This is a genomic window from Methylorubrum thiocyanatum, from assembly GCA_014138645.1.
Lineage (GTDB): Bacteria > Pseudomonadota > Alphaproteobacteria > Rhizobiales > Beijerinckiaceae > Methylobacterium > Methylobacterium thiocyanatum.
Map to the genome: position 1 here is coordinate 1 of JACJIB010000018.1, position 17,314 is coordinate 17,314.

The 17,314-nt window shown below is 70.0% G+C and carries 17 protein-coding genes and 1 tRNA gene; 7 read left to right on the forward strand and 11 right to left on the reverse strand.

The genetic code is table 11. The annotated features are described in order from the left end of the window. Positions 1-249: 249 nt before the first annotated feature. Entirely contained in the window at positions 250-1,419 is a 1,170-nt protein-coding gene (locus HNR51_RS26125; RefSeq protein WP_012453237.1) for a complex I NDUFA9 subunit family protein, read from the reverse strand. Positions 1,420-1,669: 250 nt separating this feature from the next. Continuing rightward, positions 1,670-2,569 (reverse strand): LysR substrate-binding domain-containing protein, encoded by a 900-nt coding sequence (locus tag HNR51_RS26130; protein WP_182556908.1) that lies wholly within the window; start codon positions 2,567-2,569, stop codon positions 1,670-1,672. A gap of 120 nt (positions 2,570-2,689) precedes the next feature. On the opposite strand from HNR51_RS26130, the gene HNR51_RS26135 reads away from it, so the two are divergent. The 4 genes from HNR51_RS26135 to HNR51_RS26150 all read left to right on the forward strand — a co-directional run bounded on the left by HNR51_RS26135 (position 2,690) and on the right by HNR51_RS26150 (position 7,062). Next, positions 2,690-3,088: a tautomerase family protein gene (locus tag HNR51_RS26135; RefSeq protein ID WP_182556909.1), complete on the forward strand. Its 399-nt coding sequence runs from the start codon at positions 2,690-2,692 to the stop codon at positions 3,086-3,088. A gap of 109 nt (positions 3,089-3,197) precedes the next feature. Continuing rightward, positions 3,198-4,364 (forward strand): MFS transporter, encoded by a 1,167-nt coding sequence (locus HNR51_RS26140; protein ID WP_182556917.1) that lies wholly within the window; start codon positions 3,198-3,200, stop codon positions 4,362-4,364. A gap of 83 nt (positions 4,365-4,447) precedes the next feature. Beyond that, positions 4,448-6,625: a primosomal protein N' gene (locus HNR51_RS26145; RefSeq protein WP_182556910.1), complete on the forward strand. Its 2,178-nt coding sequence runs from the start codon at positions 4,448-4,450 to the stop codon at positions 6,623-6,625. 74 nt (positions 6,626-6,699) lie between these two features. Further along, a complete protein-coding gene (locus tag HNR51_RS26150; protein WP_012453242.1) occupies positions 6,700-7,062 on the forward strand; it encodes a SpoIIAA family protein in 363 nt (120 codons plus the stop codon). A gap of 75 nt (positions 7,063-7,137) precedes the next feature. On the opposite strand, the gene HNR51_RS26155 is transcribed toward HNR51_RS26150, so the two are convergent. The 6 genes from HNR51_RS26155 to HNR51_RS26180 form a co-directional block, all read right to left on the reverse strand. Further along, entirely contained in the window at positions 7,138-7,518 is a 381-nt protein-coding gene (locus HNR51_RS26155) for a hypothetical protein (protein WP_012453243.1), read from the reverse strand. Between the two features lie 489 nt (positions 7,519-8,007). Beyond that, positions 8,008-8,259, reverse strand: coding sequence for a hypothetical protein (locus HNR51_RS26160; RefSeq protein ID WP_012453244.1), 252 nt, complete (start codon positions 8,257-8,259; stop codon positions 8,008-8,010). A gap of 145 nt (positions 8,260-8,404) precedes the next feature. Further along, positions 8,405-9,415, reverse strand: a complete 1,011-nt coding sequence (locus tag HNR51_RS26165; RefSeq protein ID WP_182556911.1) for an SDR family oxidoreductase — start codon at positions 9,413-9,415, stop codon at positions 8,405-8,407. 205 nt (positions 9,416-9,620) lie between these two features. Then, positions 9,621-10,232 (reverse strand): cysteine hydrolase family protein, encoded by a 612-nt coding sequence (locus tag HNR51_RS26170; protein WP_182556912.1) that lies wholly within the window; start codon positions 10,230-10,232, stop codon positions 9,621-9,623. 39 nt (positions 10,233-10,271) lie between these two features. Continuing rightward, complete coding sequence (locus HNR51_RS26175; protein WP_012453247.1) at positions 10,272-11,444, reverse strand: zinc-dependent alcohol dehydrogenase; 1,173 nt, start codon at positions 11,442-11,444, stop codon at positions 10,272-10,274. A 95-nt stretch (positions 11,445-11,539) separates the two neighbouring features. Then, positions 11,540-12,193, reverse strand: a complete 654-nt coding sequence (locus HNR51_RS26180; RefSeq protein ID WP_182556913.1) for an FUSC family protein — start codon at positions 12,191-12,193, stop codon at positions 11,540-11,542. A gap of 229 nt (positions 12,194-12,422) precedes the next feature. Between HNR51_RS26180 and HNR51_RS26185 the strand changes: the two genes are divergently transcribed. The 3 genes from HNR51_RS26185 (at position 12,423) to HNR51_RS26195 (ending at position 14,608) form a co-directional block, all read left to right on the forward strand. Next, complete coding sequence (locus HNR51_RS26185; RefSeq protein WP_182556914.1) at positions 12,423-13,280, forward strand: SDR family oxidoreductase; 858 nt, start codon at positions 12,423-12,425, stop codon at positions 13,278-13,280. 66 nt (positions 13,281-13,346) lie between these two features. Continuing rightward, complete coding sequence (locus HNR51_RS26190) at positions 13,347-14,345, forward strand: SDR family oxidoreductase (protein WP_182556915.1); 999 nt, start codon at positions 13,347-13,349, stop codon at positions 14,343-14,345. An 83-nt stretch (positions 14,346-14,428) separates the two neighbouring features. After that, a complete protein-coding gene (locus HNR51_RS26195) occupies positions 14,429-14,608 on the forward strand; it encodes a hypothetical protein (RefSeq protein WP_012453251.1) in 180 nt (59 codons plus the stop codon). 87 nt (positions 14,609-14,695) lie between these two features. Here HNR51_RS26195 and HNR51_RS26200 read toward each other — a convergent pair whose 3' ends face one another. The 3 genes from HNR51_RS26200 to HNR51_RS26210 form a co-directional block, all read right to left on the reverse strand. After that, a complete protein-coding gene (locus HNR51_RS26200) occupies positions 14,696-16,327 on the reverse strand; it encodes an ABC1 kinase family protein (protein WP_012453252.1) in 1,632 nt (543 codons plus the stop codon). 156 nt (positions 16,328-16,483) lie between these two features. Further along, positions 16,484-16,963, reverse strand: coding sequence for a hypothetical protein (locus HNR51_RS26205; protein WP_182556916.1), 480 nt, complete (start codon positions 16,961-16,963; stop codon positions 16,484-16,486). A 258-nt stretch (positions 16,964-17,221) separates the two neighbouring features. Then, a tRNA-Met gene (locus HNR51_RS26210) sits at positions 17,222-17,298 on the reverse strand. Between the last annotated feature and the right edge of the window lie 16 nt (positions 17,299-17,314).

Sequence of the window (17,314 nt, forward strand, 5' to 3'; positions counted from 1 at the left end):
CCCCGAGACGAGAAGGACAGCGATCGCCCGATCCAGTCACCCGGATCAGCTCCGCTCCACCGACAATCCCGAAGACCGTCGAAGCTCTCGGCCACGCAGTGGTGGACCGCGGCGCCCCGTTGGTGAAAGTGGGTATATGGAGCCCGACCCGCCCCGTCAATCGAAAAAACGCAAAAAGTGTGAGAGACGCCGCCACGGGCTCTCCAGGCGCCGCGCAGAGGCACCCCGCGGACGGGGTGCCATTGCCGTTCAGCCTCGGGTTCCCCAGCGCGCGCCCATCTGGCTCTGCCCGGCGGCCTTCTGGCCGATCGCCGGACCGCTGGCGCGGGACGGGCGGTGGAGCGACTGGGTCGATTCGCTCTGCGGGGCGAGCAGATCCGGCACGCCGGCTTGTGCCTCAGTGCCACGTCCCTGCGCGAACTGCCCCGCCTTGCGGAAACGCCAGAGATAGCCGGGCACGATCGCCTCGACGGCGGTGGGCACGATGCCGAGCGCCTCGATCGTGCGCCCCTCCGCCTTCGCGGCATCGGAGACGACGTTGTCGGTCTGGAGCAGGGTGACCTGATCGCGGGTCAGCTTGAAGTTGGCCGGCAGCAGCCCGAGGGTCAGCGTGTCGGCGATCTCGATCACGCGAGCCTGCAGGCGGGCGACGGGCTCCGGCAGGTCGAGCACCGCGCGGCGGCGCATCGTCACCTCGAGCATGTAGCGCACGAAGTATTCGAGCGTGTTCACCTCCGGCCCGCCGAGTTCGTAGACGCGGCCGCCGGGCACCAGCCCGTCGACGGCGCGGGCGATCGCCTCCGCGACGTCACCGACGAAGACCGGCTGGAAGCGGCTCTGCGCCCCGGCGAGCGGCAGGGCCGGCAGGAAGGTCGCGAGCGCGGCGAAGCGGTTGAAGAAGCTGTCGCCGGGGCCGAACACCAGCGAGGGACGGAAGATCACCGCGTCCGGGCAGGCCCGCAGCACCTGCGCCTCGCCGAGCGCCTTCGAGCGGGCATAGAGCGAGGGCGAATCCGGGTCGGCGCCGAGTGCGGAGACATGGACCAGCTTCGCCCCCACCGCCGCGGCGGCCCGGGCGATCTCGCCGGCCCCCTCGGTCTGGAGCTTCGAGAAGCGCTGGCTCCCCGTCTCCTGCAGGATGCCGACGAGGTTGATGACGATGTCGGAATGCTCGACCGCACGGCGGATCGAATCGGGATAGCGGAGGTTGGCCTGGACGGCGACGATCTGGCCGACCTTGCCCAGCGGCTGCAGGAACAGCGCGAGATCGGGCCGGCGTACGGCGACGCGGATGCGGTAGCCGCGCTTCGCCAGGGCCCGCACCACGTGGCGCCCGAGGAAGCCGGAGCCGCCGAACACGGTCACGAGCTGCGATTGCGGGCGGGTCGTAGCGCCGGGCGCGGTGACGAGGCTGCTCATGGCCGGTGGAGGCCCCTTTCTCGGGTGACACGTCGAGACGGGCGGCGTGAAGACCGCACGGCCGACGAGCCCCGGAGCGCGACCGTCGGCAGCACGCTCCTTAGACCAGTTTGAAGTCGAGGGCAGCCTATCGGCGCAAGGAAAATGGAACGGATGACGCTTCGTTCCAGGCGGCGGATGCCGGGGCCGCTCCGGGGGACGCACGAAGCGGCTCGGCGGGCGATCCCGTGAAGGAGAAGGACGCCCTCGGTCACGGAAGCGGAGCCGTCAGACGGGTGGCATCGGCGAGCGTCTCGCCGAGGAGTTCGGCGAACCGCTCCACCGCCGGATCGGTGCCGCTCGTGCCACGGACCAAGCGGAGGCGCAGGCTCGTCAGCGGAGGCAGACCCGCCTCGTCCGGATCGAGGGGTCGCAGCGACGGCGGCAGAGCGTGCGGGGTGCGCAGGGTGACGCCGAGGCCGGCGGCCACCGCCGCCCACAATCCCGTGAGACCGGGGCTGCTGAAGGCGATGCGCCAGGGGATGCCGGCGGCGTCGAGGGCCTCGGTCGCAGCGTGGCGGAAGAGGCAGGGCGGCCCGAACAGGGCGAGCGGCAGCGGACGCTGCGCGGCGAGCCCTGCATTCCCCCGTGGTCCGACCCAGACCATGGGCAGTCTGGCGACCAACGTCCCCTCCCCCGCCGCGGGCGCCGCATCCCACACCAAGGCGAGGTCGAGGCGGCCGGCCTCCACGTCAGCCCGCAGGACCGCGTCGCGCTCCACATGCGCCTCGACCCGCACTGCCGGGTGCGCCTGCGCGAAGCGGGCGAGCACCGCCGGCAATCCGGTCTCGGTGAAATCCTGCGGCAGGCCCAGCCGCACCCAGCCGGACAGGGCGGGCCCGGCGACGGCGCTCACCGCGGCGTCGTTGAGATCGAGCAGGCGGCGGGCATAGCCCAGGAGCATCTCGCCCGGTTCGGTCAGCGCCAGCCCCCGGCCGTTCCGGCGCAGGAGGGGCTGGCCGACCTGATCCTCCAGCTTGCGCAGTTGCAGGCTGATTGCCGAGGGCGAGCGGCCCAGCCGAGTCGCGGCCTTGGCGAAGCTGCCGAGATCGATCCCGGTCACGAAGGTGCGCAGGACATCCATGTCGAGATTGACGGGGAGCGCCGCCATGGTTGAGCTTTTCCGAAGTGTCGATGAAGAACTACGCGATTTTCCTGAACGATGCTGCGCGGTTCAATCGCGAGCGTCAACGGCGGATCGGCCGCCGCTGCCGGATCGGAGAGAACCGCCATGCCCTTCATCAGAGTCACGACCGCCGGCCTGGAGACCGGGAGCGAGAGGATCACCGCACTCCAACGCGGGATCACCGCGCTGATGGCGGAGGTGCTCGGCAAGCGGGCGGATCTCACCGCCGTCCTGGTCGAGCCGGCGCCGGCCGGCGGCTGGTCCGTCGGCGGCATGGCCGTGACCCCGGCGGCGCATCTCGAGGCGCGGGTGACGCTGGGCACCAACTCGGCGGAGGAGAAAGCCCGGTTCGTGGCCGCCGCCCACGACCTGCTGGCGCGGACACTGCCCGGACCGCTGCCGCTGGCGACCTACGTCGTCGTGCAGGAGGTGCCGGCGGATGGCTGGGGCTATGGCGGCGTCACTCAGGCGCAGCGGGCGCGCGAGGCAGCGGCGCGGGGATAGGTCGGCGTCGTCAGGCGAACGAAAGCGGCAGACCGCGACCGGCCTCGCTTCGATCCGCCGGCATTCCCTGGCATCCTCGCCTCGGGAACGAGCAAGGGGAGTGCGCGCGGTGCTGGCGGCGGAAGGCAGACAGCGCGACGCCCTTTCCGGGTCAGGCCGCCTCCTGCTCCTCTACGCAGCCCTCTACGGCGGCTACGGTGCGCTCTCGCCCTTTCTGCCGGCCTTCCTCGAAACGCGGGGGCTTGGAGCCAGAGAGATCGGAACACTGCTCTCCGCCGGGATGCTGGTGCGGCTTGCCGCCGGCCCGCTGGCCGGACGGCTCGCCGACCGCTTCGGCGCCGTGCGGGCCTTCCTCGCCGCGGGGCTCGCCCTCTCGGCGGCGCTGACCCTGGCCTTCCTCGGCGGCCACGGATTTCCCGTGCTGCTCGCCGTTGCCCTCGCGCAGGCGGCAGCCACCGCGCCACTCGCCCCGCTGGCCGATACGGTGGCCCTCGCCGGCAGCCGCGACGACGCCGCTTACGGCCGCGTCCGCGCCGCCGGTTCCGCCGCCTTCATCGCCACCACCGTCCTGACCGGCACCCTCGTCGGACTCTTCGGGCACGGCGTCGGCCCGCTGGCCTGCGGCCTCCTCTTCGCGGCGGGGGCAGCGCTGACGCTGCGGCTTCCGTCGGCACCGGCCCCGGCGGATCCGGGCGGCGACGCGGGCGGCGGGTTCGCTTCGCTCGCCGCGGATGCCCGCTTCCGCCGGCTCCTGCTCGCCGCCGCGCTGGTGATCGGCGCGCACGCCATGCACGATGCCTTCGCGGTCATCGTCTGGCAGGCCGCGGGCATCGCGCCCCGCACCGCAGGACTGCTCTGGGCCGAGGCGGTGGCGGCGGAGGTGGCGGTGTTCCTCTGGCTCGGGCCGCGGCTCATTGCGCGGTTCGGGCCGGAGCGGGCGCTGGTGCTCGCCGCCCTGGCGGGGGCGCTGCGCTGGGCAGTGCAGGCGCAGACTTCCTGGCTGCCCGCCCTCGCCGGAATCCAGGCGCTGCACGGACTCACCTTCGCGCTCCTGCACCTCGCCTGCCTGCGGCTCATCGTGGCCATCGTGCCGGAGCATCGCCGGGCGACGGCGCTCACAGTCTACGGCACCTTCGGCCTCGGCCTCGCCTCCGCGCTGATGACGCTGCTCTCGGGCTCTCTCTACGAACAATTCGGCACGAACGGTTTCTGGGTCATGACCGCAGCGAGCCTCGCCGCCGTTCCCGTTGCGCGCGGCCTCTCCCGCATCCGATAAGGTGCCATCTTCAAGCCCCTCGTCGCATTCGCCTTCGCGATCCGGGACATATATAGAACAAATCAGGCAGCTCCCATGATTCCATGCCCGTCGTCGCCGACATCCTGATCCCCCTCGCCCTCGACACCGCCTACAGCTACGCGGTGCCGGCCGGGCTCGACCTCGCCGCGGGCGACATCGTGCAGGTGCCCCTGGGACCGCGCGAGACGATCGGCGTGGTCTGGGGGCTCGACGAGCGGGCATCCGGCGGGAACCTCAGGCCGGTCACGGGCCGCGTCGAGGCGCCGCCGCTCTCCGAATCCCTGCGCAAGCTGGTCGATTGGCTCGCCCGCTACACCCTGGCGCCGAAGGGCTCGGCGCTCGCCATGGCGCTGCGCCTGCCCGACGAGACCGCCCGCAACGAGGCGCCGCGGATCGGCGTGCGCCCGTCCGGCAAACCGCCGGCCCGGCAGACGGTGGCCCGCGGCAAGGTGATGGCGGTGGCCGCCGACGGCGCAGTGCGGGGCAAGAGCGTGCTGGCCAAGGAGGCGGGGGTCTCGCTCAGCGTGGTCGACGGTCTGATCGACGACGGCGCGCTGGAGACGGTGGCTTTGATGCCGGAGCCCGTGGCCCTGCCGCCGGACCCGGACCATCCGCGGGTGCCGCTGTCGGAGGCGCAGGCCGAGGCCGCGCACGCCCTGATCGCGAACGCCGCCGCCCCGGCGGAGACCGTGACCGGTGAGACGGTCCTCCTCGAAGGCGTGACGGGCTCGGGCAAGACCGAGGTCTATTTCGAGGCGGTCGCCGAATGCGTGCGGCAGGGGCGGCAGGCCCTGGTGCTGATGCCGGAGATCGCGCTCACCGCGCAATTCCTCGACCGCTTCGCCGGGCGCTTCGGCGTGCGGCCGGCGACCTGGCATTCCGGCATCGGCGGCCGGCGCCGCGAGCGGCTGCGGGCGGGTGTGGCCGCGGGCGAGGTCTCGGTGGTGGTCGGCGCCCGCTCGGCCCTGTTCCTGCCGTTCCGGAATCTCGGCCTGATCGTCGTCGATGAGGAGCACGAGACCGCCTACAAGCAGGAGGACGGCGTCCACTACCATGCCCGCGACATGGCGGTGGTGCGCGGCAAGATCGAGGGTTGCCCGGTGGTGCTCGCCTCGGCGACGCCCTCGATCGAATCGCGGGTCAATGCGCAGAGCGGGCGCTACCGCCACGTCGTGCTCCCCGGCCGCTTCGGCGGGCGGCCGCTGCCCGACATCGCGGCCATCGACATGCGCCTCGACAAGCCGGAGCGCGGGCGCTTCCTGTCGCCGCCGATGGTGAACGCGGTGAAGGCGACCCTGGCCTCAGGCGATCAGGCGCTGCTGTTCCTCAACCGCCGGGGCTACGCGCCGCTCACCCTGTGCCGGGCCTGCGGCCACCGCTACCAGTGCCGCAACTGCTCGACTTGGCTCGTGGAGCACCGCTTCCGCCGGGCACTGGTCTGCCATCAATGCGGCTATGCCGAGCGCAAGCCCGAGGCCTGCACCGAGTGCGGCGCCTTCGACCATCTCACCCCCTGCGGACCGGGCGTCGAGCGGATCGCCGAGGAGGTGACCGAGCTGTTCCCCGAGCAGCGCATCGTCGTGCTGTCGAGCGACTTTCCCGGCGGGGCCGAGCGCCTGCGCCAGGAACTCGAGACCGTGGCGGCGGGCGAGTGCGACATCGTCATCGGCACGCAGCTCGTGGCCAAGGGCCACAACTTCCCGCACCTGACTCTGGTGGGCGTGCTCGACGCCGATATCGGCCTCACCTCCGGTGATCCGCGGGCGGCCGAGCGCACCTTCCAGCTCCTGCAGCAGGTGACGGGGCGCGCGGGCCGCGGCGAGCGGCCGGGGCGTGCCCTGGTCCAGACCTACCAGCCCGAGCACCCGGTCATCGCCGCCCTGCTCTCGGGCGACGCCGACCGCTTCTACGAGGAGGAGATCTGGGCTCGCGAGGCGGCGGGGCTGCCGCCGTTCGGGCGGCTGGCGGCGCTCATCGTCTCGGCCGAGGAGCGGGAGAAGGCCGAGGCGCACGGCCAGGGCTTGGCGCGGGTCGCCGATCCGCCGGCCGGCGTCACGGTGCTCGGCCCGGCCGAGGCGCCGCTCGCCCTGGTGCGCGGGCGCTGGCGCTTCCGGCTGCTGGTGAAGACCGAGCGCGGCATCGACGTGCAGAGCTACCTGCGGGACTGGCTCGCCCGCGGACCGAAGCCGCGGGGTAATCTCAAGGTCGCAATCGACGTGGACCCGCAGAGCTTTCTATAATCGGGTCCGTTCGCCGCCGGCTCGAGGTCACCATCCGGTCTCTGGCCCTCGGCTCAATCGAGGAGCGCCGCACCTTGCTGACCTACGAGAAAAAGCCCGATTCCGCGATCGCCGAGATCGTCGTCGATGGGAAGATCTCCGACGAGGAGATGAACGCGGTGATGACCGCGATGAAAGCGGACCTCGACAAGGGCGGCCGTCTCAAACTGCTGGAGGACATCCGCAGCTTCGAGGGCATGGAGCCGGCGGCCTTCTTCAAGGATCCCCGCTTCGGCATCTCGATGATGAAGGGCGTGAGCCACGTGGCGCTCGTCACCGACGCGACCTGGCTGCGGGCGGTGGCCGAGACCTTCGGCTTCGTCTCGCCGGTGCAGATCAAGGTGTTCGAGCGCGCCCGCATCGGCGAGGCCCGGACCTGGCTCGAAACGGCGGTCTGACGAACACGGTCGCTCCCGCACGAAAAAGGGCGGGCCTTGCGGGCCCGCCCCTCACTTCAGAAAATCCCGGTCCCGTCACTCGGCCGAGGCGGTGCGGACCGTGTGGCGCTTGGCCATCCAGCGGCCGGTGCAGAGGCCGCCCGAGACGCGCCACGTGCCGGAGCCCGAGCGGGTCTGGAGGCGGCCCGAGGCGGTGCCGTTCGCCGCCGCCGTCGCGACGTTCAGGCCGACGCCGCCATTCGCCTCGACGCGGCCGGTCACCGTGGTCCCGCCGGAGGACGCGTTCGTGATCGGACGAACCTGACCGTCGCGCACCGCGAGGGTGTAGCTGTACTGCGCGTCGCACAGACCGCTCTCGGTCACGAGCTGCACCGACCATGTCCCGTCGAAATCCCCCGCCATCGCCGGCGAGACGAGCGCGGCGGCCAGAGCGGCAGTGAGGGCGAACTTGGGCATGCGTGATCCAACTCAGCGACGAGGGTGAACGTACGGTGCGCCGTCGCCCGCGCTCTCCGTACCGTCGATCTGTGAGATGCCCGCACTCTACGCGAACAAGAGGCGATAATATGACGGTAACCGATGCCTCGGTTTCCGCCCAATCACGACTGTTCGAGGAACAGATCAGGGAGCCGCCAGCAAAGAGGCTCCGAATGGTATAGCTTTCCCGCCCGTCAGTGGTGCAAGCGGAGCTTTTTAAGCTGCGGGACGACACCTGGCCGAGCGAGCGAAACAGCCAAGATCAATCATCGAGCGGATCGAACCGCCCCGCTTGCTTGACGTGCGCGGCGCTCGCTGGGACCTTTCGGAGGTCGCCTCTCGATCCCAGAGACGCGGGGAGGCCGTGCCCTGACGCGTTTCTCACCGCTGCCGGAGCATGCTCCCGAGAGGAGCCCCTTTTCGGGAAACGGCGGTGCAAGGCGAGAGCCCGAGGTCACGGGGAGCGGTTCACGCGGAGGGTTCGGAGAGCCGCGCCCGGTGGCGGTCGAGAGCGTCGAGCAGGATGGGCATGAAGGCGGAGGACGCATCGAGTCCTGCCACGCCTTGCCCGAGGCGGTTGAGCGCCTGGCTCTGCGCCTCGAGACCGTCATACGCGGCGAGATAGGCCCAGATCGCCTCGTCGGCCTCGCCGACCTGGACCGGCTGCTCGGAGGCGAGCAGGGCCGAGAAGAGATCGAGGGTTCTGTCCAGGCTCGCCACGTCGGCTCCTCTCGGCGCATCCAGGGGGATCGGCTGAGATGCGCTCCGCCGATGTGGATGCCGGTTCGGCAGGGAGCGCGTCGAAAGGGTGTCGAAGCGGTCGGTGAGCGGATTGCGATGTGCTCACCGACGCAGGGGGCCTGTCTCAGCGGTGGCGGCTGCCGCCGATGAGGCTCGCTGCGGCGGCGAGCCCGACGCCTGCGACGACCGCCGCGGTGGTCAGCGGGTGGAGCGCGGAGCGCGTGTAGAGGCTGCGCCGCATCACATAGCCCGGATGGCTTCCGGCGGTACGGCCGCCTGGGCCGGCCCGGTAGAGCGACCCGTCCGGATCACGGGGCGGCTCCTCGCGCTGCTGCAGGCCCGCCATGCTGCTCCCGACCGTGTCGAAGACGTGGGGGGCCACGGCCTGGGCCGCGCTCATGATCCGGCCGCCGCCGCCGATATAGATGTCGCGGCGGGGATGCACCGCCGCGTGAAGGATCGCCTCGGCGACCTCTTCGGTGCGGTAGACCGGCGGCGGCAGCTTCGGCTCGCGGTCCGTGTAGTTGCGGGCATTCGCCGGAAAGGGCGTGTCGATCGCCGCCGGCTTGATCAGGGTGACCGCGACCGGCGCCCCCTCCTCCTTCAGCTCGATGCGCAGGGAATCGGTGAAGCCTTTTATGGCGTGCTTGCTCGCGCTGTACATGCCCTGGAGCGGGAAGGCGACGTCGGAGGCGACGCTGCCGAGATTGATCAGCGTGCCGCCGCTCTCCTTCAGATGCGGCAGGGCCACGAGCGAGCCGTAGACCACCCCCCAGAAATTGACGTCGAACAGGCGCCGATGGTCGCTGTCCTCGACCTGTTCGAGCCGTCCGATGATCGAGAGCCCGGCATCGTTCACCCAGGTGTCGATGCGGCCGTAGCGCTCGATCGCGGCGCGGGCCAGGGCCTCGACCTGGGCGCGGTCGGAGACATCGGTGACCACGTCGAGCGCCTCCCCGCCCTGCCGCTCGATCTCGGCCCGGATCTCGGCCAGGGCCTCGCCGTTGCGGGCGGCGAGCACGATCCGGGCACCGCGCGCCGCGGCCATGCGCGCGGTCGCCAGCCCGATGCCGCTGGAGGCGCCGGTGATGACGATGACCTGCTGGTCGAGCGGCTTCTTGGCAGCGCTCGGCATGGGCGTCTCCTGTCTCGTGAGGCGGCCGGGAGCCCGACGCTCGGGTGTCGTCCCGGAGGTTGTCAGCCGGTGAACCCGGCCGCGAACGGCTCAGTTTCGCCGGATTCGGGAGAGCGGCGCCGGATCAACGGCGGTCGACCGCCAAGGTCAACCACGATCCTCAGCCACGAACCTCGGCCTCGGCCTCGGCCGTCAGCGCCGGACGTCAGTTCCAGGCATCGAGGATCTCGGCGGTCGGAGCCGTCTCGATCTGCTCGCCGAAGCGGCTCTGGTAGAGGAACATCATCGCGTCGTAGGTCTGGTCGGCCGACGAGCAGACCGCGTCGCAGGCGACGATGACCCGGTAGCCGCGATCGACCGCGCCGAGGATGGTGGCGAGCACGCAGACATCGGTCTCGCCCCCCGTCACCACGAGGGTGTCGATCGCCTCCGCCTCCAGCATCCGCTCCAGATCGGGCCTCATCCAGGGCGAGTAGACGAGTTTGTCGACGACCTTGGCCGGCGGCACGAACCGGGTCAGGCTCGGCATCAGCTCGACCATCTCGGGCCCGAGCGCATCGAGCGTCATCTTGGGCCAGTGCTCGTAGTAGCGCCGCCACGCGCCCCGTCCCTCCTCGGCCGAGCGGATCGGGACGAAGCGGGTGAACACGGTCCGCTCCGGACGGACGGCGGTCAGACGCTCGATATTGGGCAGGATGCGAGCGAGCCAGGGCGTGTGCCAATCGGTCTCCTCGGAGAACATGCGCTGCGCGTCGACGCAGAGATGGACGGCCCGCGGGCCGAGTTCTCCGAATTTCAGGCCGTCCTTGCCCGCCATGACTCGCTCCAGATTCCCTTTTCCCCGTCGTTGGGCGGCTCAGTTCGGGTGGAAGACGACCTTCACGCAGCCGTCCTTCTTGTCGCGAAACGTCTTGTAGAGGTCGGGTCCGTCCGCGAGGTCGGTGGAGCGGTGGGTGATCAGCGAGGCGGTGTCGAACTTGCCCTGCTGGATCAGCTTGGTCAGCGGTTCGAGGTAGCGCTTCACATGCGTCTGGCCGCTCTTCATCGTGAGCCCCTTCTGCACGATCGCGCCCATATTGACGGGGATCGGTCCACCGTAGACGCCGGGCACCGAGACGATGCCGCAGGGCCGCACCGCACGGATCGCTTCCATCAGCGCGTAGGGGCGCTCGGTCGAGGTCAGCTTCTCCTGCAGCGTCGAGATCACGCTGGAAATGCCGTGGCCGGCGCTCGCCTCCATGCCGACGCAGTCGATCACGCCGTCGGCGCCCTCGCCCCGGCTGATCTCCTTGATGCGCTCGAACACGTCGTCCTTGGCGAAGTCGATGATGTCGGTCGCGCCGTATTTCCGTGCCAGCGCGAGGCGCTCGGGCACGGTGTCGATGGCGATGATCCGCTCGGCGCCCATGATCTTCGCTGACTGGATCGCGAACAGGCCGACGGGCCCTGCGCCCCATACGGCGATGATCTCGCCGCCCTTGATCTCGCAATGCTCGGCGCCCTGCCAGCCGGTGGGCAGGATGTCGGTGAGGAACAGGACGGATTCGTCGTCCATGCCGTCCGGCACCTTCATCGGCGCGACATCGGCCATCGGCACGCGCACGTACTCGGCTTGTCCCCCCCAGTAGCCGCCGGTGATGTGCGAGTAACCGAACAGGCCGGCGGTGGTGAAGCCGAACTGCGCCGCCGCCATCTCGGCGTTGCGGTTCGAGCGCTGGCAGACCGACCAGTTGCCGAGCTTGCACTGGCGGCACTCGCCGCAATTGATGTTGAAGGGCACGACGATGCGGTCGCCCTTCTTGAACTTGGTGAAGCCCGGCGCGGTCTCGACCACCTCGCCCATGAATTCATGCCCGAGCACGTCGCCCGACTTCATCGTCGGCATCTGCCCGTCCATCAGGTGGAGGTCGGAACCGCAGATCGCGCAGGACGTGACCTTGATGATGACGTCGCGGGAATCCTCGATCGTCGGATCCGGCACCGTGTCGCAGCGGATGTCGCCTTTGCCGTGCCAGCACAGTGCCTTCATGAAACGTCCTCGCGGTTCGACCGGTGATGCCGCTCGGGCATCGCCGCAGGAAACCCGAGGCGCGTACGGCCAAGTTCCTCCGAAGAAATCCGGCGCTACAGCTTGACCCCGAGCCAGCGGTTCACCCGCGTCACCAGCCAGACCGTGACGATGGCCACGCTCACGCCCCAGCCGACCTCCAGCACGCGCGAACCCGCCATGCGCTCCACCGGCCCGAGATGGGGGACGAGCAGGATGATCGTGGCGGTGATGCCGGCAAGGCGGCAGGCGCTCGCCACGTTGAGGAGCCAGCAGGCGAGGATCGCCAGCACCACGCCCAAAGCGTAGGTCGGGACGGACGGACCCAGGGTGAGGTAGGCCGCGAGTCCGATGAGGCCGCCGATGGCGGCGCCGGTGAATTGGTCCCGGGCGGTGGAGCGGGTGGCGCCGAACTCGGTTTGGGCCACCGCGACCGCGGTGATCGCGGCCCAGAATCCCTCCTGCAGCCCGAGAAGCTGGGTCGGCAGATAGGCGGCGATGGCCGCGACCGACGACATGATCCCGTGCGCGAGGCCGCCGGCGAAACGGCGGCGCAGCGGCAGACGCTTGTGGAGCCGCGTAACCTGATCCCGCAGCCAGCGGATGCGGCTGGTGTCGCGATCGGCCCGGCGCGTCGTCTCGGCGCTGGCTTCCTGCCGCGCATCCTCCGCGGCGGCCCGCTCGTCTCTCATGTCCTCATTCCCATGACGCAACGCCCGATCCGTCGGCATCCGCTCGTTCTCTCCCCGAGATGCGCCCAGAGGCCGCTTACGGCGCGGATGATCGCGCCCAGCGGCTCGGCCGGTGATGACACTCCTGCATCCAAACGCGGCGGGAGACCGATGGGGCGAGTCAAATTTCCTTCGAACTCCCCCTGCCCGGGCGGGTTGTCCGGGCATTCTCCGACATCCCTGCACGTACGCCCCGACGCGCTCAATCCTCGACACCGGAGCCCGGCCCATGGAATCCTTTCCCAAGCCCCCCTTTCCCGATCAGCCCCAACCGATGCCCGGCGCGACGCGGGACATGGACCCGAAGCCGGATCACGGCGAGACGAGCTACAAGGGGTCCGGCCGCCTGGAGGGCAAGAAGGCGATCATCACCGGCGGTGATTCAGGCATCGGCCGGGCCGTGGCGCTCGCCTTCGCCCGCGAGGGCGCCGACGTGCTGATCTCCTATCTCGACGAGGAGGAGGACGCCGCCGAAACGCGCCGCCTGATCGAAGAGGCCGGCCGCAAGGCGGTTCTGGTGCCGGGCAATATCGGCGACGCGGCCCATTGCCGGCGGATCGTCGAGCGGGCGGTGGAGGCCTTCGGGCGGGTCGACGTGCTCGTCAACAACGCCGCGCATCAGGCGACCTTCACCGCGCCGGAAGAGATCTCGGACGAGGAGTGGGAGAAGACCTTCCAGGTCAACATCCACGCGATGTTCTACCTGACCAAGGCGGCGCTGCCGCACATGGGCGAGGGCTCGTCCATCATCAACACGACCTCGGTCAACGCCGACACGCCGAGCCCGCAACTGCTCGCCTACGCCACCACGAAGGGCGCGATCCAGAATTACACCGGCGGCCTCGCGCAGATGCTGGCCGAGCGGGGCATCCGCGTGAACTGCGTCGCGCCGGGGCCGATCTGGACGCCGCTGATCCCCTCGACGATGCCGGCCGAGAAGGTGAAGCAGTTCGGCTCGCAGGTGCCGATGAAGCGGCCGGGCCAGCCGAAGGAACTCGCGCCGGTCTACGTGATGCTCGCCTCCGACGAGTCGAGCTACGTCTCGGGCGCCACGGTGGCGGTGACCGGCGGCAAGCCGATCCTCTGATCCTTTCCGAACGCCGAATGGATGCGTCCGCTCCCCCGGTGCGGACGCCTTGGCCGGGAGCCTGCCTTGAAGAACCTGCACGGAGCCGTCGTCGTCATCGCCGGCGCATCGAGCGGCATCGGCCGCGCCGCCGCCCTTTCCTTCGCCCGGGCCGGCGCCCATGTCGTCGTCGCGGCCCGGCGCCGGGAGCCGCTCGAACGGCTGGCGGAGGCGTGCGGCCGGATCGGCCGGGCAGCGCTCGCCGTGCCGACCGACGTGACCGATCCGCAGGCGGTCGAGGCCCTAGCCCGCGCGGCGGAAGACCGGTTCGGCCGCATCGATGTCTGGATCAACAATGCCGGCACCGGCGTGTTCGGTCCGTTCCAGGACGCGCCGCTCGACCTGCATCGCCGCACCGTCGAGGTGAACCTGTTCGGCGCCATGCACGGCGCCTACGCCGTGCTGCCCCGCTTCCTCGAACGGGAGCGGGGCGTTCTCGTCAACATGGTCTCACTCGGCGGATGGGCGCCGGCCCCGTTCGCCGCCGCCTACACCGCGAGCAAGTTCGGCTTGCGCGGCTTTTCCGCCAGCCTGCGCCAGGAGCTGCGGCGCCACCCCCACATCCATGTCTGCGCGGTGTTTCCCGCGATGGTCGACACGCCGGGCTTCGTGCACGGCGCCAACGTCTCCGGACGCACCCTCGACCCCGGCCTGATGCTCTACGCTCCCGAGGACGTCGCCGAGACCCTCGTCCACGTCGTGCGTCATCCCCGCGACGAGATCGCGGTAGGCTGGCCCGCCCGCGCCGCTCAGGCCGCCTACGCCCTGGCGCCGGGCCCGACCGAGCACCTGATGGGCATCGCCCTCAACCGAGCCCTCGATCGGGCCGCTCCCGCTCCCGTGACGCACGGGGCCCTGCGCACGCCGGTCAGCGAGGGCACAGCGTCCGACGGTGGCTGGCTCGCGCGCAAACGCCTGCCCTCGGCCTCGACCCTGAGCGGAATCGGTGTGGCCGTGCTCGGTGCCGGCGCGGCCCTGGCGCTCGGCGGCCTGCTCGGCGGTCGCTCCGGGCGATCGGGACGGTGAACGCGAACGCCGCCAAGAAAACCCCCGGTTAAGCCTAAGCCCCTATCACCGGGCCATCGAGCCTGGTGATGAAAGGAGCGCCGATGACCAGGGACCAACTCGCGACCGAACTGAAGCGCATGGCCTCCTCGCAGGTCAGCGACATCGAGCGCGCGGTCAAGGCCGGCCACAAGACCATCGCCCTGAACGAGCTGGCCGACCTCGACCGCCAGCTCAAGGCGCTGGCTGCCGCCCTCAAGGCCAAGCCCGTCGTCCGGGCCTGAGCCGATTTCCTTGTAACGGACCCGCGAACCGATCAGACGGCCACGGCCCCCGCCCCTCGGGCGGAGGCCGCGCCTGATCCCTTCGGCTCAGCGATCGCGGCTGAGCAGCACCAGCCAGCCGATGCCGAGCATCGCCACCGTCATCCCGATGATGACGAAGGCCGGCGTGCCGAGATCGATCAGCCGCGGCGCGAGCTGCGTGGCGAAGGCCGCCACGACGAGGCCGACGGCGACCCGTGCCGCGCCGCGCTCGATGCCGCGCACGAGCTTGTCCATGCCCTTCAGCTCGATCTCGACCGTGACGCGCCCCTGCTTGAGGCGCACCAGCATGAGATGGATCAGCGTCGGCAGCTCGGACGCCGCGCCGTAGAGGCCGGTGCCCAGCGACTCCGCCTTGCGCATCAGCCCGCGTAGGGAGAATTGCGAGCGCATGCTCGCCCGCACGGTCGGGCCGGCCGCGGCGAACAGGTCGAAATTCGGATCGAGCTGGCGCATCACACCGTCGGCGGTGACGAGCCCCTTGAACAGGATCGCGAGGTCGGTCGGCATCGCGAGGTCGTTCTCGCGGGCCATGGTCATGAAGTCGGTGAGCACGAGCCCGAGATTGAGCGGGATCGAGGAATGGGCCTGGACGAAGTTCTGGGCGGATTGCTCCAGCTTGCTCAGATCCGGGTTCGAGGTGCCGGTCCAGTCGAGCAGCGTGGCCATCAGGCCATCGACATCCTGCTTGAGCATGGCGCCGATCAGCACGAGGAGCTGCTGGCGCCGCTTCTGCGACAGGCGCCCGACGATGCCGAAATCGATGAAGCCGATCCGGTTACCGGGCAGGATCAGCAGGTTCCCGGGGTGAGGGTCGGCATGGAACACGCCCTCGATCAGCGCCATGCGCAGGAAGGCATCGCAGCCCTTCTGCGCCAACGCCTTCTTGTCCGCCCCCATCGCACGCAGGGCCGCGGCGTCGTTCGGCGAGATGCCGTGAACGAATTCCTGGACGAGCACCCGCTCGGAGCACCACTCCCAGAAGATCTTCGGAATGACGATGTCGTCGCGGCCCGCGAAGATCTCCGCGATCATCTCGCAGTTGCGGGCCTCGTTGAGCAGGTCGAGTTCGCCGTTGAGCCCGTTGGCGAGGTGGCGCATCTGCTCCTGAGGCTGGTAGCGGGCCATCTCCGGCCACTCCGCCTCGACGATGCGCGCGCCATGCGCCATCAGTCGCAGATCCGCCTCGATGATCTTGCGCAGGCCCGGCCGCAGGACCTTGACCACGACCTCCTCGCCGGAATGCAGGCGTGCCCGGTAGACCTGGGCGATCGAGGCCGAGGCGATCGGGTTCAGATCGAACTCGGCGAAGACCTCTTCCGGCGGCGCGCCGAGATCGGCTTCGAGCTGCGGGCCGATCAAGGCCCACGGCACCGGCTTCACCTGACTGTGCAGCTTCTCCAGCTCGTCGGTCCAGACCGGCGACAGGAGGTCCGGACGGCTCGCGAGGATCTGACCGAACTTGATGAAGGTCGGCCCCAGCGTCTCGATGGCGCGGCGCAGCCGCTCCGGCTGCGACAGCCGCGTGACATCGACTCGCGGCGTCCGGCGCGGGATCAGCGGGATGTTGTGCAGCCCGAGCCGGTCGACGACCTTGGTCAGCCCGAAGCCGATCAGGACCGAAGCGATTTCCGAGAGGCGCTGACGGTCGCGCGCGGCGACGAAGGCTGTTTTGAGCATGACGGTCTTGCGTGTCGCGCGAAGCGTCGGTTCGGGCAAGACCGATCCGGCCCTCGCCGGGCATTTCGCAATGATGCAGCCATGGGGCTTTTTTAGGATGTCGGCCGTCCGGCCCCTGCGCGCCCGCCGAACGACCGGCGCAGCCCCCGAACCGGATCAGGGCGCCGTCGCCTCGGCGCGGACATCGATCAAAACCTTTTCAGCCGGCTCCGCCGCGTCTGAGCGAACGGTGCGCAGGATTCCCGGCACATCGGCGCCGGCCGTACCGAATCGGGCCCAGGCCGCCTGACAGCGGCGATGGTCCGTATCCATCAGGAAGTAGCGCTCCTGCTCATCGAGGAACGTCGCGTAGACGGCGGCGCGAACGCTCTGCTCGTCTCCGACATAGAGCTGATAGACCCGACTCCAGAAGATCTCGTCGAGTTCCCACTCGCATTGCCCAGCCGCCTTCATCAGCGCGAGCTTGCGGAGGCTCTGACGCTCGGCATGCGGCATGACAAGGAAGCCGTAGCGCGCCTTCAGCATCCGGCCGCCCGCGGCGTAGCCGGTATCGCTGGTCACGGCCCAGACAAGGTACGTGCCCGCCGTCGCTACAAGCAGACCGACGGTCAGAAGAAGCGCCCGGATGGCGGTCATGAGGGAAGCCTCTCGTGTCGAGCCCCTATCCTGCCGGCAACATGGGCGGCATCAAGGTCGAATGACGCCTCCCCTCCCCTGCATTCAGCGATCGTGCGGAGGTTTTGGTCTCGTCCCCTCCCCTCTCGGGGCGCGCTGGGGTCGTTGCGCGGGGCCGGGACGCTGGACAGCAAAAAGCCCGCGGACCTTTCGGGTCGGCGGGCTGCGTGTGGGCGTCTGCGCTTGCGATCGCGCGTGGTGTATTGGGATAGTGTGTGTTGGTTGCGGGGGCTGGATTTGAACCAGCGACCTTCAGGTTATGAGCCTGACGAGCTACCGGGCTGCTCCACCCCGCGCCGAAGCGCTGATCGT

Bases quoted from the DNA above. Each gene is read 5' to 3' on its own strand.
- HNR51_RS26170 (WP_182556912.1), bottom strand. From the start codon at position 10,232: ATGGCGGGCAAGGACGGCCTGAAATTCGGAGAACTCGGCCCGCGGGCC.
- HNR51_RS26135 (WP_182556909.1), top strand. From the start codon at position 2,690: ATGCCCTTCATCAGAGTCACGACCGCCGGCCTGGAGACCGGGAGCGAG.
- HNR51_RS26130 (WP_182556908.1), bottom strand. From the start codon at position 2,569: ATGGCGGCGCTCCCCGTCAATCTCGACATGGATGTCCTGCGCACCTTC.
- HNR51_RS26185 (WP_182556914.1), top strand. From the start codon at position 12,423: ATGGAATCCTTTCCCAAGCCCCCCTTTCCCGATCAGCCCCAACCGATG.
- HNR51_RS26175 (WP_012453247.1), bottom strand. From the start codon at position 11,444: ATGAAGGCACTGTGCTGGCACGGCAAAGGCGACATCCGCTGCGACACG.
- HNR51_RS26155 (WP_012453243.1), bottom strand. From the start codon at position 7,518: ATGCCCAAGTTCGCCCTCACTGCCGCTCTGGCCGCCGCGCTCGTCTCG.
- HNR51_RS26205 (WP_182556916.1), bottom strand. From the start codon at position 16,963: ATGACCGCCATCCGGGCGCTTCTTCTGACCGTCGGTCTGCTTGTAGCG.
- HNR51_RS26200 (WP_012453252.1), bottom strand. From the start codon at position 16,327: ATGCTCAAAACAGCCTTCGTCGCCGCGCGCGACCGTCAGCGCCTCTCG.
- HNR51_RS26165 (WP_182556911.1), bottom strand. From the start codon at position 9,415: ATGCCGAGCGCTGCCAAGAAGCCGCTCGACCAGCAGGTCATCGTCATC.
- HNR51_RS26145 (WP_182556910.1), top strand. From the start codon at position 4,448: ATGCCCGTCGTCGCCGACATCCTGATCCCCCTCGCCCTCGACACCGCC.
- HNR51_RS26180 (WP_182556913.1), bottom strand. From the start codon at position 12,193: ATGCCGACGGATCGGGCGTTGCGTCATGGGAATGAGGACATGAGAGAC.
- HNR51_RS26195 (WP_012453251.1), top strand. From the start codon at position 14,429: ATGACCAGGGACCAACTCGCGACCGAACTGAAGCGCATGGCCTCCTCG.
- HNR51_RS26125 (WP_012453237.1), bottom strand. From the start codon at position 1,419: ATGAGCAGCCTCGTCACCGCGCCCGGCGCTACGACCCGCCCGCAATCG.